At 71.0% G+C, this 14,098-nt stretch carries 13 protein-coding genes; 10 read left to right on the forward strand and 3 right to left on the reverse strand.

Annotated features, from left to right (window positions below; translation table 11 throughout):
- The 5 genes from KY469_05080 to KY469_05100 form a co-directional block, all read left to right on the forward strand.
- Positions 1–207, forward strand: a 207-nt coding sequence (locus KY469_05080) for a DUF1801 domain-containing protein (protein ID MBW3662455.1), incomplete at its 5' end; no start/stop codon positions are given.
- Between the two features lie 129 nt (positions 208–336).
- On the forward strand, positions 337–912 hold the full coding sequence (locus KY469_05085) for a Fe-S cluster assembly protein HesB (GenBank protein ID MBW3662456.1): 576 nt from the start codon (positions 337–339) through the stop codon (positions 910–912).
- The gene (locus tag KY469_05090; protein MBW3662457.1) at positions 912–1,409 is read left to right on the forward strand and encodes a PaaI family thioesterase; all 498 of its coding nucleotides are present in this window, start codon (positions 912–914) and stop codon (positions 1,407–1,409) included. The genes KY469_05085 and KY469_05090 overlap by 1 nt, the downstream gene beginning before the upstream one ends.
- A gap of 2 nt (positions 1,410–1,411) precedes the next feature.
- A complete protein-coding gene (locus tag KY469_05095; protein ID MBW3662458.1) occupies positions 1,412–2,953 on the forward strand; it encodes an AMP-binding protein in 1,542 nt (513 codons plus the stop codon).
- 113 nt (positions 2,954–3,066) lie between these two features.
- On the forward strand, positions 3,067–4,518 hold the full coding sequence (locus KY469_05100) for a hypothetical protein (protein MBW3662459.1): 1,452 nt from the start codon (positions 3,067–3,069) through the stop codon (positions 4,516–4,518).
- 7 nt (positions 4,519–4,525) lie between these two features.
- Here KY469_05100 and KY469_05105 read toward each other — a convergent pair whose 3' ends face one another.
- Both KY469_05105 and KY469_05110 read right to left on the reverse strand, forming a co-directional pair.
- Positions 4,526–4,918: a nuclear transport factor 2 family protein gene (locus tag KY469_05105; GenBank protein ID MBW3662460.1), complete on the reverse strand. Its 393-nt coding sequence runs from the start codon at positions 4,916–4,918 to the stop codon at positions 4,526–4,528.
- Positions 4,915–5,724 carry an SDR family oxidoreductase gene (locus tag KY469_05110; protein MBW3662461.1) on the reverse strand — a complete coding sequence of 270 codons (810 nt, stop codon included), beginning with the start codon at positions 5,722–5,724 and terminating at the stop codon, positions 4,915–4,917. The genes KY469_05105 and KY469_05110 overlap by 4 nt, the downstream gene beginning before the upstream one ends.
- A gap of 95 nt (positions 5,725–5,819) precedes the next feature.
- On the opposite strand from KY469_05110, the gene KY469_05115 reads away from it, so the two are divergent.
- From KY469_05115 to KY469_05130, 4 genes are all read left to right on the forward strand, one after another.
- Complete coding sequence (locus KY469_05115) at positions 5,820–7,046, forward strand: alcohol dehydrogenase catalytic domain-containing protein (GenBank protein ID MBW3662462.1); 1,227 nt, start codon at positions 5,820–5,822, stop codon at positions 7,044–7,046.
- Positions 7,047–7,158: 112 nt separating this feature from the next.
- On the forward strand, positions 7,159–8,541 hold the full coding sequence (locus tag KY469_05120) for an OB-fold domain-containing protein (GenBank protein MBW3662463.1): 1,383 nt from the start codon (positions 7,159–7,161) through the stop codon (positions 8,539–8,541).
- A 1-nt stretch (position 8,542) separates the two neighbouring features.
- Complete coding sequence (locus KY469_05125; protein ID MBW3662464.1) at positions 8,543–9,721, forward strand: thiolase domain-containing protein; 1,179 nt, start codon at positions 8,543–8,545, stop codon at positions 9,719–9,721.
- A complete protein-coding gene (locus tag KY469_05130) occupies positions 9,718–10,515 on the forward strand; it encodes an enoyl-CoA hydratase/isomerase family protein (protein MBW3662465.1) in 798 nt (265 codons plus the stop codon). The genes KY469_05125 and KY469_05130 overlap by 4 nt, the downstream gene beginning before the upstream one ends.
- Before the next feature lie 75 nt (positions 10,516–10,590).
- Here the strand turns inward: KY469_05130 and KY469_05135 are convergent, their stop codons facing one another.
- Positions 10,591–12,066 (reverse strand): PQQ-binding-like beta-propeller repeat protein, encoded by a 1,476-nt coding sequence (locus KY469_05135; protein MBW3662466.1) that lies wholly within the window; start codon positions 12,064–12,066, stop codon positions 10,591–10,593.
- Between the two features lie 180 nt (positions 12,067–12,246).
- Here KY469_05135 and KY469_05140 point away from each other — a divergent pair, with 180 nt between their 5' ends.
- The gene (locus KY469_05140) at positions 12,247–14,094 is read left to right on the forward strand and encodes a hydantoinase B/oxoprolinase family protein (protein ID MBW3662467.1); all 1,848 of its coding nucleotides are present in this window, start codon (positions 12,247–12,249) and stop codon (positions 14,092–14,094) included.
- The last annotated feature ends 4 nt before the right edge of the window (positions 14,095–14,098 follow it).

Raw genomic sequence — 14,098 nt, forward strand, 5'->3', positions numbered from 1 at the left:
CAGGGGTCCTTGGTGAGCTTCCGCTGCTTCACCGACTACATCAAGCTCACGTTCTTCGCCGGTGCCGAGCTCGACCCGGTGCCTCCGGTCGACTTCAAGGACCCGAACGAGAAGGCGCTCCACATCCACGAGGACGACGAGCTCGACGAGCAGCAGCTCACCAGCTGGTTCGAGCAGGCCGCTGCCATCCCTGGCTGGACGCCGTAGCCGTCGCTACCGGTGACCTCCACTCAACCTCAGCCCCGCACGCTCTACGCCGAGTCCGATCGCAAGGTCGCCGCGTAGCCCCACGGGCGGATCACTACGCTGCGTGGCGTCGATGTCGGAGGACGCCCCGTGGCTAAGCCGAAGAGCCTGGAGTTCACCGAGGAGGCGGAGGCCAACCGGCTGCTCGCGGACGACCCGCTGGCGCTGATGATCGGGATGCTGCTGGATCAGCAGGTCCCGATGGAGTGGGCGTTCCACTCGCCCTTCCGGCTCCGGCAGCGGCTCGGTCGTGACCTCGACGCTGCGGACATCGCCAGCATCGACCCCAACGAGTTCGAGGCGCTGTTCAAGCAGACGCCGGCGCTGCACCGCTTCCCCGGGTCGATGGCCAAGCGCGTCCAGGCGATGTGCGAGCAGATCGCGGAACGGTTCGACAACGACGCCGCCTCCATCTGGAAGGAGGCCGAGGACGCCCAGGACCTCGCCAAGCGCCTCGGCAGCCTGCCGGGCTGGGGCAAGCAGAAGGTCTCCATCTTCATCGCGCTGCTGGGCAAGCAGCTGAGCGTGACTCCGGACGGCTGGCGGGACGTCGCCGGCAGGTACGGGGAGGAGGGCTCGCACCGGTCCATCGCCGATGTCACCGGCCCTGACTCCCTTCAGGCCGTACGCGATACCAAGAAGGCCGCGAAGGCCAAGAGCGAGTAGTGGTCGACTTCCACCCGGAGGGGCACCTCATCGCGGAGGCGGCGGCGCGGGGCGGCTGGGACGTCGGCGCGGAGCTGCCCTACCACCTCCCCAACTGCTTCGGCTGCGGCCCGCAGAACGAGGTCGGTCTGGGGCTGCGGACGACGGTCGCGGAGCACGACGCGATCGAGGCCGAGGTGATCTTCGAGCGCCGCTTCGAGGGCGCTCCGGGTCTCGCGCACGGCGGTGCCGTCGCGGCCCTGTTCGACGACCTGTTCGGCAGCGTCCTCATGCGCGTGCTCGCTCTGGGCGTGACGACGGAGCTGACCATCCGCTACCGCCGCCCCGTGCGTCTCGACCAGACCCTGCACGCCCTGGCCCGGCTGGACCACCGCGACGACCGCGACCTGTACGTGTCCGGCGAGCTCGAACAGGATGGTGAGGTGGTCGCGACCGCGACCGGCATCTTCCGCACCGTGCCGGCGGAGCACGTCTTCGGCAACCGCGACGGAGCCTGACCTTGGACGCACTCCACGCACTCTCGCTCGACGACGTCCTCGGTGAGCACGCCCGCAGCCGTCCCCAGCAGATCGCGGCGGTCTGCGGCGACGTCCGGTTGACCTGGCCAGAGCTGAGCGACCGCGTCGACCGGCTCGCGACGGTGCTGGCGGATCGCGGCGTGGAGCGAGGCGACCGGGTGCTGTGGCTGGGACAGAACTGCCACCGGCTGCTCGAGGGGCTGCTCGCCTGCGCTCGGCTGGAGGCCGTGTTCGGGCCCGTCAACTGGCGCGGATCCAGCGACGAGCTCGCCTGGGCGGTCGGGCACGCTGCGCCACGTGTCGTGATCTGGCAGTCCGAGGAGATCGGCGACACGGTCGCGGAGGCGCGAGCGGCCGCTGGCGATCGGGCTGGGTGGATCGGACACGACGTGGATGACGCCGAGGGCTACGAGGCCCTTCTGGCCACGCCCGTCCCCGCGGCCGAACCCGCCCCACGGCCGACCGTCGATCCCGCCTCGTCGGTGCTGCTCATGTACACCGCCGCGTTCGAGGGTCGGCCCAAGGCGGCGCTGCTGAGCCACCAAGCGCTGCTGCACCAGAGCCTGGCCATCGCGCTGATCCAGGATGTCTCTCCCGGCTACGTCTACCTGAACTCCGGTCCGCTGTTCCACATGGCGACCTTCATGACCACGCTCGCCACCTTCCACCTCAGCGGGACCAACGTGTTCGTGCGGCGCAGCGACGCCGAGGAGATCCTGCGCCTCATCCAGGACGAGCGCTGCACCGGCGCTTTCCTGATGCCCCCAACGGTGAAGAGGATGGGTGAGCTGAACGCCGAGGGTGCCTACGACCTCAGCTCGCTGCGGACGATGAAGATGGGGGTGGAGGGCTTCGACGAGCACATCTCGTCGGAGCGATCAGCCTGGATCCGCCGCCCCGGCGGCTACGGCCAGACGGAGGTAGCGGGGCTGGCGACGTTCGGGGCGTACGGCGGCTCCGACTGGGCGTCGGGGCGCCCTTCCCCCGTCGCGCAGGTCCGGATCGTCGGTCCGGACGGCGACGAGGTGCCCCCCGGCGAGACCGGCGAGATCGTCGTCCGCGGGCCGATCGTCATGAACGGCTACCTCGGCGACGACCAGGCGACGGCTGTTCGGCAGCGGGATGGCTGGCACCACACCCACGATCTCGGCCGTCGCGAGGAGGACGGCACGATCGTCTTCGTGGGTCCGATGACGCGCATCATCAAGTCGGGGGCCGAGAACATCTACCCCGCGGAGGTCGAGGCAGCGCTCGCACAGCACCCCGCGGTCCGTGAGGCGGCGGTCATCGGGGTCCCCGATCAGCAGTGGGGGCAGAGCGTCAAGGCGGTGGTCGTGCTCCACGAGGGCAACGACACGAGCGAGGACCAGCTGATCGAGCACTGCCGCGAACGCATCGCCTCGTACAAGAAGCCCAGATCAGTGGTGTTCGTCGATGCCCTGCCCCGGACCTCCTCGGGGACGGTCGATCGCGACGCCCTAGATGCCGAACACGGCGGCGGCGGTTACCCCGGGGCCGGCTGAGCCCTCAGCTCCGTCCGCGCCGCCGGCGACCAGCTGTCTTGCGGCGGCCTCGACCCGTGGGAATGCCGATGACTCAGGCAGGAACTCGCCGTTCAGTGGCGAAGTAGACACGCATGCGAACCAGACTCACCCTCACCGTCCTTGCCCTCGCCCTGCTGGCGCTCGCCGTGACCGCAGCGGTCGATCCGAGCGCCGCCCCCGTCGACGCGACTGTCGAGCCGCTCGGCCTGTTGGAACGGGCGGAGAACTTCGAGCTCATCGGCCATGACCCCCTCAACAACCGGGGCATGAACGCGGCGCTCACGGTGCACGGCGACTACGCCTACGTGGGCAGCCGCACCGACGGGAAACCGGGGAACGACAACCTCACGGGCGCAGGGGTGCTGGTCGTGAACGTGTCCGACCCAGCCGCCCCCCAGGTCGTCCACGAGATCGGCCCGCCCGACCAAGGCCTCCAGGACCAGACCTCCCGCGAGCTGCGGATCTGGCCGGCGCAGGAACTGCTCATCGTGATGAACCTGGACTCCAACTGCAGCGAGCTGATCCACGCCTGCTCGCCGGTCGGGGGACAGCCCGACGAGTTCAGCTTCTACGACATCTCGGGGGACAACGCCGCCGCGCCGGTGAAGGTCGCGTCCTACGACCCGTCCTCCAACCCGCACGAGTTCTTCCTGTGGCAGGACCCCGCCGACCCGGCGCGCGCGCTGTTCTTCATCAGCGCGACGAGTAGCAACCGGCTGCTCATCACCGACATCTCCGGGGCCCGGGACGGCGAGTTCGTCGAGCTCGCGTCGTGGCCGATCCCGGTACCCGGCGGTGACCTGCACTCGATGACGCCGACGACGGACGGCAAGACCGTCCACCTCGCCTACCTCACGGGCGGGTACTACCTGGCCGACACCAGCTCGATCGTGGAGGGCCACGGCGGCCAGCCGACCCTCCTCACCCCCGCGGGCCAGGGGCCGAGCTGGCCGGGGCCGGGGGCCCACAGCGCGGTGCCGGTCCCGGGCCGGGACTGGTCGCTCGTCACCGACGAGGTCTACGGCGAGGCGCTGAGGGCGCTAGGTCACGGCTGCCCGTGGGGCTGGACACGGATGATCGACACCTCCAACCCCGTGTCCCCGCAGGTCGTTGCCGAGTACAGGTTGGCGGAGAACGAGGCGTCGTTCTGCGCCACCGACGTGCCGCGGCCGTCGTCGAGCTACTCGGCCCACAACCCGACGATCACCGACGAGCTGGCGTTCATCACGTGGCACTCGGGTGGGCTGCAGGCGATCGACATCTCCGACCCGACCAACCCGACCCAGGCCGGCTACTACTACCCCGACCCGCTGGCGTACGTGGTGACCGAGGACCCGGCGCTGTCGGCCGGGCAGGACAAGGTCGTGATGTGGTCCTTCCCGGTGATCCAGGACGGGCTGATCTACGTCGTCGACGTGCGCAACGGCTTGTACATCCTGCACTACACCGGTGACGGCTCCGACGTGATCGACAGCCTGGACTTCCTGGAGGGCAACTCCAACCTGGGCGACGCGTTGCGCTTCGCACCGGTCGAGAGCCCGTAGCCACGCATCACACGTCGTCGAGGACGATGCGACGGCGGCTGAAGACCCACGCCCCGTCGAGCGGCACGAGGTCGTCGAGGTAGCGCCCCGACGAGGTCACACGCGGCCCGCGCTCGCCGCGAGCGAAGAACAGGAAGTCGCTGACCGACGAGGCCGTGTCAGCCCCGGTCACGTCGATCTCGCTGTTCACCGTGACGTGCTTCCCACGTCGCTCCGGAGGCTGCGCGTGCTCCATCCAATAGCGGATCGCGGCGCGTCCCTCGATGAGCTCCCCGAGGACCTCGACGATGGCGTCCACCGCCCACAGCTGCTCGAAGTCGTCGAAGCGTCCGTCGTCGACGGTGTGGCAGTAGGCCGCCAACGTGCGACGCACCTCCGCGTCGATGGTCGGCTGGGTCACGTCGTCCAGCTCCCGTCCTCGGTGCGGCGCCACCCAGCCGCGGCTACGTTGCCACCGTCGACCGCCACCACCACGCCGGTGACGAACCGAGCGAGCGACGACGCCAGGAACAGCGCGACGTCAGCCACCTCCTCAGGCTCGCCGACCCGCCCCAGGGGCGTCGTGACACCGTCCAGTTCGCCGACGCCAGGGGTCGCGATCACGTCCGGGGCGATGGCGTTGACGCGCACGCCCCGGTCCGCAAGCTCCAGGGCGAGGGTCCGGGTGAGGTTGTCGGCGCCCGCCTTCGCCGCCGCGTAGAGCGCGAAGCCGGGCGCGGCGCGGACCGCTTCGATGGTGGTCACGTTGATCACGCTCGACCCCTCCTGCAGCAGCGGGAGGGCGGCGCGGGTGCACCACGCCACGCTGAGGAGGTTCTCGCGCACGAGCGCCTCGTCGCCCTTGGGCGAGCTGTCGGCGAACGCCCCGTGGTAGGTGCCGCCGGCGTTGTTGATGAGGACGTCGATGACCGCGAAGCGCTCGTCTATCCGTCGGAAGAACCGCTCGAGGGCCTCAGGGTCACGCACGTCCAGATCGGCGAAGATGCACTCGGCCCCGTACGTCCCCGCCTCCTTCGCGGTTGCGGTCAGTCCCTCGACGTCGCGGTCGCACAGGGCGAGGTCGGCGCCCTGCTCGGCGAAACGCAACGCGGCGGCCCGGCCGATGCCTCGGGCAGCGCCCGTGACGACGACGACCCGCGAGTCGAAGCGGAGCGGGTCCTGTGGCTGCTGCACCGTGATCCTCCCCCACGCCCGCCGTGCGTTCATGCTAACGACGCCACGTCCCCGGATCGCCCAAGCTGACCCCACCGACACGCGGACGCGCTAGCGTCAGGGCGGTTGCCAAGGGAGGGAGCACGCAGGTGCGGGGCTTGCTCTTCGGCGTCGCCCCCGACCCGGCCGCCGACGACCTGCCCGCGGGTGCCACAGCCGCCGAGCGGAGCCTGGCGACCACGCCGATGGCGCTACAGAACCTCGACGATCCCGTCTTGCCTGCCGACGACTGGGTCACTCTGCGTCCCCGGCTGACCGGCATCTGCGGCTCGGACGCCAAGCAGGTGTTCCTCGAGGGCGATCCCGACAACGCCATGACCGCCGTCATCAGCTTCCCGCAGGTGCTTGGCCACGAGGTCGTCGCCGACGTCGTAGACGTGGGGCCGGACTCCGAGATAGAACCCGGGATCCGTGTACTCGTCGACCCGTGGCTGACGTGTGCGACCCGTGGCCTCGAGCCCCCCTGCTCGGCCTGCGTGACCGGCAAGCACAACCTGTGCCACAACTTCGCCGGGGGGCACCTCCCGCCCGGCATCCACTCCGGCACGTGCTCGAAGGCGACCGGTGGTTTCGCCGAGCTCATGCCGGCCCACACCTCGATGTGCATCCCTGTTCCCGACGACGTCAGCGACGAGGCCGCCGTCCTCGCGGATCCGTTCTCGGTGTCGCTCCACGCGGTGCTCCGCGCCCCGCCCCCCGAGGGTTCGAAGGTCATCGTGTACGGCGTCGGCGCCCTCGGCGCGACCACCATCGCGGTGCTGCGGACCCTGTACCCGGACACCGAGGTGACGGCGATCGCGCGGTTCCCGGCGCAACACGAGATCGCCACGAAGCTCGGGGCACACAGCGTGCTCCCGCACCGACCCACGGAGGAGATCGTTCGGACCGTCGGCGATCTGACCGGCGGGACCCTTCGCGAGCCACTCCTGGGCCTGCCCTGGTTGCACCCCGGCGGCGTCGACATCGTCTACGACACGGTGGGGTCCCCCGAGACGCTGGAGGTCGGCGTTCGCATCGCCCGTCCGCGCGGCACGATCGTCGTCACCGGCGTGAGCACGCCGGGACGGTTCGAGTGGACCCCCTGGTACTTCAAGGAGCTGACGATCACCGGCTCGAACGCGTTCGGGATCGAGGGTCTGCGCGGCAAGCGCCAGCACGCCATGCGTCACTACCTCGATCTCGTACGCGAGGTCGGGCTGGACCTGCGACCGCTGCTCACGCACACCTACCGCCTCGAGCAGTGGCGTGAGGCGTTCGGGGCGCTGGCCGACCAGGGGCGGTCGGGCGCGGTCAAGGTCGCCTTCGACCTGCGCTGAACGCAGGCACCCGTCGCCGACCACAGCCCCGTTCATGACATCCGGGACGGATGTCTTCCTCGACGGCCAGCCGGCTCACCTGACGCTGGCGTCAGACACTACAGTCGGGGGCGTGGACGTCGCTATCGCTGCCGTCGGGGCAGCCGCCCCCTCACTTCGGCTTCGTGCCGAGGAGGTCGCGGGTGCCTGGGGCGGCCGCGCTCGAGGCGCGCTCGCCGTCTGCGCTGCAGACGAGGACGTCCTCACCCTCGGGTGGCTCGCCGCCACGCGTGCGTTGCGGGCCGGCGCGATCGACTCCACCGCCGTCGAGGGGCTGTGGTGGGCTACGACGACCCCGCCCTTCGCTGACGGCCCGAGCAGCGCGTACCTCGCCGCCGCGCTGCAGCTCCCGGCATCGTCGACGGGAGCGCTGCTCACCGGCTCACCCCACGCCGGCCTCGACGCGATCGTGACCGCAGCGGACGCCGTCCGGGCGGGGCGCGTGACCACGGCGCTCGCGATCGTCTCCGACGCCCCGGTTCCCGGGCCGGGTTCGGCGCTGGAGCGGCGCGCCGGGGCGGGCGCGGTGGCCTACGTGCTGACCGCCGCGGGCGGCCATGCACGGCTCGGTGAGCTGACCACGCGGAGCCGACCGCTGCTCGATCGCTACCGCGGTGCGAGCGACGCGGTGCTGCGCGACGTCTACGACCCCCGGTTGTACCGCGAACGCATCTACCTCCCCGAGATCGGAGCGACGGTCCGGGCGGTCGACCCCGCCCCCACCGCGTGGTCGCTGCCCGACCCCGATGGTCGGCTCGCCCGCCTGATGGCCAAGGACCTCGATCTCGACATCGCCCCGTCCGCAGATGTCTACGCGGCCATCGGCGATGCGGGCGCCGCGACGACCGCGATCGGTGCGGCCGCGGCACTTCGCGAGGGGGGCACGGTCGGGTTCGCAGCGCACGGCGGCGGACGCTCGTCAGCGCTGGTCATCGACGCGGATGCGGCGGTGCCGGGGGCGTTCGACATCCCGCAGCAGCTCGCGGGCGGGCGCAGCGTCACCTACACCGACGCCCTCCGGGCGCGCGGTCTGCTCGAACCCAGCGGCGAGCCGATCCCGATGGGAGTGCCCCCAGGCGGCGCGGGGTTCGTCCGCGGCGGGGAGGAGCTGCTCGGACTGCACGGGGCCAGGTGCGCCGACTGCGGCGTGATCTCGACGCCGCCGTCTGTCCACCCGGCGTGTGTCGGCTGCGGCGGCGACGACCTGGGGGCGGTGTCGCTGAGCCGGCACGGCGAGGTGCACACGTTCGTGGTCAACCAGACCATGCCGCCGCCGTTCGTCGCTCCGCTGCCACTCGTGGTGATCGACCTCGACGACGGCGCGCGCCTGATGGTGCAGGGTGCGGGCGACGGCAGCGACCTGGCCATCGGCGACCGCGTCGAGCTCGAGGTGCGGCGCTACACGATCGAGCGGGGCGTACCCATCTACGGCTACAAGGCCGTGAAGGAGGCCTGACGTGGGCTGGAACCGCGTGGCAGTAGTCGGCGCCGGCATGATCCCGTTCGGCGAGCTGTTCGACCAGAGCTACGAGCACATGGCGAAGGGAGCGTTCGAGGCCGTCATCGCGAGCGTCGACAAGGGGATCGAGCGCTCCGCCATCGAGGCGATGTTCGTCGCCACCCAGCGCGGCACGCTGTGGGGACAGGAGGGCATCGGCGGAAACACCGTTCCGTCGGCCATCGGTCTCAACGGGATCGCCGCGAGCCGGATCGAGAACGCTTGCCCGTCGGGCTCCGACGCCTTCCGCATCGGCGCGATGGCGGTCGCCTCGGGAGTGCACGACGTCGTGCTCGTGATCGGCGTCGAGAAGATGCGGGACAAGTCGACCGAGGAGGGGCTGCTGGCACGCGCCGCGAGCGGCCACCCGATCTACAACCGGGGCGAGACCGCCCCGGTGCTGTTCGCCCCGTTCGCCACGCGCCACATGCACGAGTACGGCACCACCCAGGAGATGCTCGGGGCGGTGGCGATCAAGAACCACAACAACGGCAGCCTCGATCCGTACGCGCACTTCCGCGACGAGATCACGCTCGAGCAGTACCTCGCGTCGCCGATCGTGTGTGAGCCGTTGCACCTCTACGACTGCTGCCCGCAGACCGATGGGGCGGCAGCGGTGCTGCTCGTCCGCGCGGAGCGCGCCTCGGAGTTCACCGACGCGCCGGTGTTCGTGGCCGGCTTCGGGGTCGCGACCGACCACCCCTCGCTGCACGAGAAGACGAGCTTCGTCGAGATCCCCGCGACGGTCGGGGCGGCCGAACGCGCCTACGCCATGGCGGGCCTCGGTCCCGACGACATCGACCTCGCCGAGGTCCACGACTGCTTCACGATCACCGAACTGCTCGACATCGAGGACCTCGGGTTCTTCGAGAAGGGCAAGGCCGGACCGGCGACCCTCGAGGGCGAGACGAGCCGGAGCGGCCGCATCCCCATCAACACGTCGGGGGGCCTGATCGCCAAAGGCCACCCCATCGGGGCGACCGGGCTGAGCCAGATCACCGAGCTGTGGTGGCAGCTGCGGGGCGAGGCGGGCGATCGCCAGGTCGAGATCAGGCGTGGCAACGCGCTGCAGCACAACGTCGGTGGCCGCGGCACCGGCGTCTCGGTGGTCAACATCCTGACGACGGAGCGGCCTTGAGCGCCCCGCTGCGGGTCGAACAGCGCACCGACGGGGTCCGCCGCCTCGTCCTCGACCGCCCCGACGCGCGCAACGCCATCAGCGTCGAGATGCGCGAGCTGCTCGTCGACGCGGTGGTGGCGGCCCGTCGCGACCCCGACGCCCGCTGCCTGCTGCTCACCGGGGCGGGCGACGCGTTCTGCTCGGGCATGGACCTGCGCGAGTCGACGGTCAAGGACGCCGGCGCCGAGGACTTCGACCCGCGCTCGACCTCCGAGACCTTGCGGACCGGGATCCAGGCGCTGATCCGCGAGCTGTGGGAGCTCGACAAGCCCACCGTCGCCGCGGTCAACGGCGTCGCGGTCGGCCCCGGGGCGCACATCGCGTTGGCCTGCGACTTCGTCCTGACCCGCCCCGAGACGAGGTTCGTCTGGTCGTTCTCCCGCTGGGGACTGGTCGCTGACGCGGGCGGGGCGTACCTGCTCCCGCGGCTGGTCGGTATGGCCCGCGCCAAGGAGCTGGTGCTCCTCGGCGACGACGTCGACGGCGAGCGGGCGGTCGCGCTGGGGCTGGCCTACCGCTGCTGCGAGGACCTCGACACCGAGGCGGAGGAACTGGCGGGGCGTCTGGCCGTGATGCCGACGCGGGCCGTGGGGCTGTCGAAGCGGCTGCTCAACACCGCGTTCGAGACCGACCTGCCCGCGTTGCTCGAGACCGAGGGCCACTACCAGGCGCTGGCCACCACCACCGACGACCTCGTCGAGGGCATGGCCGCGTTCCGCGAGAAGCGCGCCCCGCACTTCCGCGGACGCTGACCCTCCCGGACCTCGCTGTGGGTCGGATCATGCCCACGCACGGCCGAAGGTCGACCCGGAGCGGGGCGCCGCCGGTCACACCTCGCCCGACAGGGTCGGCGGCTCCGTCGGGAGGAGCGACGTCTCGCTGGGGACGGGGTCGGGGGACGGCGGGGCGGGGCGCCACACCCCGACGGCGACGAGGCGGTCGTCGGGCAGCACGACGACCGCGGCATCGTGCGCGATCGCGATCCCGGACGAGACCGGGGCACCCGCATCCCACATCCACCGCACCGCCCCGGTGTGCAGGTAGTTGGCGTACACCTGGCCGGTCGTGGTCGCCACGAAGACCGCCCGCGAGTTCGACGCCGGCATCCCCTGGGGGTCGCCGACGCCATCCGAGCGCCACAGGATCTCGCCGGTCGCAGCATCGAAGCCGAACAGCAGCGAGCCGGAGACGACGTAGACCCCGCCCTGTGACAGCGTCGGCGGCTCGGCGATCGACCCCTCCAGTACCTGTTGCCACCGCAGCTCGCCCTCGTGGCCGAACGCGACGACGTCGCCGAAGCGTGAGGCCACCACCACGAAGTCCCCGTCCTGATCCGCGGCACACGCCGGGGCACCCATCACCTCGTGTTGCCACACCAGCTCGAGGGTGGCCCGATCGCGTGCCTGGACCTCGCCGTCGGCGAGGCAGACGACGAGCAGCTCCCCGGCGACGACCGGTGGGTGGATGGCACCCCCGCTGCCCAGATCGATGCGCCGGAGCTCCTCGCCGGTGGCCGCATCGAGCACGGCCAGCACGGCCGAGGGACCGAACTCGTCCGAGCGCTGACCGAGGATGATGTGCAGCTCGGATCCCGTGACCGTCGGGGCGGTGAGCAACGGCAGCTCGAGCGACCAGACCGGTGTTCCGTCCTCGGACCGCAGCCCGTCGACGCGTCCAGCGAGGTCCGCGGCGACGAGCAGGTCGCCCCCCTCGACCAGCGTCGAGCCGGGAGCGACCGCCCCGGCGGGCCCGCGCCAGCGCACCTCACCGTTGCCTACCTCGATGGCGAGCACCTCCCCGTCGACCGTGACCGCGTACGTCACGTCGTCGACGACGAGCGGGGTGGTGCCCGAGACCCCGGACACGTCCCACAGCTGACGCGCGAAGACGACACCGTGGGGAGGCAGCATGCGGCGCGGACCGACATCGGGATCGATGCCCTCGAGGTCGCCCACCTGGTCGCTGGTCCCGACTTCGATGCCGTCGTCGGTCGGCTCCCCTGCGAGCCGTACCGTGAGGTCCGGCGTGGTGATGAGGATCACCGCGAGCGCGACGCTCACCAGCGCGAGCATCAGCAGCGCGACGCGCCGGTGATCTCCTGTGGGGGCCTCCTCCGCGATGAGGCGGACGGGGCGATCGTGCTCGCGGGGAAGGCGGAGCGGGATCGGATCAGCCGGTCCGGCGGGGTCACCACCGGTTCGATCCGACGATCGCGCTCGTTCCCGGGCTTCGAGTCGCGCCCCGCAGTTGCCGCAGAAACGCGACGTCCTCTCCGCGCTCGCTCCGCAGTCCCCGCAGTGCACCAGGCCTCCTCCGGTGGCCGCCGCCGGGCGCCTCCACGCTGCCGGACGCGTCCGCGTGCCGATGTTCCCGCATCGGGGCGCTGTCCGCCACCCCGACCCGCACCTATACTGCTGACACGCGTGTCAGGTTCCACGCGGACCGCGCGGACCACGCGGTCGTCGGAGTGGGAGGTTGACGGGGTGGGAGCGGTGCGCCCCAGTGGGACCTCCGCCGACGCGGTCGCGCTGGCACGCAAGCGCGCTCGGTTACACCCGCCTGGCGAGCTCGACCCGGTCACCGCCGAGGTCGTGCGCACGTCGATGGAGACGGTCTGCTTCGAGATGGCGACCTACGTGTCGCGCACGGCGACGACCCCCATCCTGAACCAGAGCAACGAGCGCAACGCCACGATCCTCGATCGCAACGGTCGTCTCGCCGCCCTCAGCGTCGGGATCCCGCAGTTCATGCTGACCTCCACCCTGCCGGTGCGGTTCGCGCTGGAGTTCTTCGAGGCGGACGAGTGGCGTGACGGCGACGTGTTCGTCTCCAACGACCCCTACCACGGCGGTGGCCACCTCCCCGACTACAACGTCTACGCCCCGGTGGTCATCGACGGCGAGCTGGTGTGCATCGCGTCCATCCAGTGCCACCACGGCGACACCGGCGGCTCCTCCCCTGGCGGCTACAACGTCAACGCCACCGAGATCTGGGCGGAGGGCGTGCGCTGGCCCGCGGTCAAGGTCGTCGACGAGGGCGTGGAACGTCGCGACCTGCTGTACGCGATGGCGTCCAACGTCCGCCTCCCCGGGTTCGTGGGGGACATCCGAGCCCAGATCGGCGCGGCCCAGCTCGGGGCGCGTCGTCTCAAGGGCATCGTCGAGCGTCACGGTCGCGAGACCGTCGAGCGCTCGATGGACTTCGCGATCGAGTACGCCGCGCAGCGCTTCCGCGAGGCGGTCGCGAGCTGGCCCGACGGGACCTACGCCGCCGACGTGTACGTCGACCACGATCCACTCGGCCATCCCGACATCCATCTGCACTGCGAGGTGACCGTCGCCGGCGACGAGCTCACGGTCGACTTCAACGGCACCGACACGCGTGACGAGATCCAGGCGTGGTCGACGTTCGGCAACACGCGCGGCTATGTGATCGCTCAGCTGGCGTCGCTGGTCGACCCGGAGGTGCCCAAGAACGAGGGCTTCTTCGACAACGTCGAGTTGATCGTCCCTGAGGGCTGCGTGCTCAACCCGCGCGCCCCGAAGCCCGTGTCCGCCGGGTCACACCACCCCGGCACCGAGGTCGGCGAGGTGGTCGCGCTCGCACTCGCGCAGGCGATCCCCGACCGCTCCGCCCCGCAGATCTACAAGCTGGGCATCCCCATCATCTTCGCCGGGCTGGACAAGGACGGGAACCGCTTCATCGACCACGGCGGCGAGGTGTTCGGGGCGTGGGTCCAGGCGGTGAAGGGCCAGGACGGCTGGGGCTCGAAGAACGCCGCCTTCGGCAACCTCTTCAAGGCTCCCGCCGAGCTGCACGAGACGTCCACGCCTCACCTGCTCTGGGGCCGCGACTTCATCACCGACAGCGGCGGGCCCGGGCAGTGGCGGGGCGGGTGCGGCTCGCGCTACATCAAGGAGACGCTCGTCCCGGCCCAGGTGCACACCTACGTGGTGGGCAAGAAGTACCCGATGCCCGGCATCGCCGGCGGTCGCAACGGCGCCCCGAACCGTCTCACGATCAAGGTCGGGTCGGAACAGCCGATCGAGGTCGACTTCACCGCCGAGTGGGTGCCGCACGAGGCCGGTGAGAAGGTGGTGTACGAGTTCGGCGGTGGCGGCGGCTGGGGCGATCCGCTCGACCGCGAGCCGCAAGCGGTGCTCGACGACGTGCTCGACGAGTACGTCAGCGTCGAGGCGGCCGCGCGCGACTACGGCGTCGTGCTCACCGGCTCGCTCGAGGAGCTCACGCTCGCGGTCGACGAGCCCGCGACCGAGCGTCTCCGCACCGACCTCCGCGCCTCCCGCTCCGACGCGGAGCCGCGAACTTGAATAC

This window comes from Actinomycetota bacterium (genome assembly GCA_019347575.1).
Taxonomy (GTDB): Bacteria; Actinomycetota; Nitriliruptoria; order Nitriliruptorales; family Nitriliruptoraceae; genus JAHWKY01.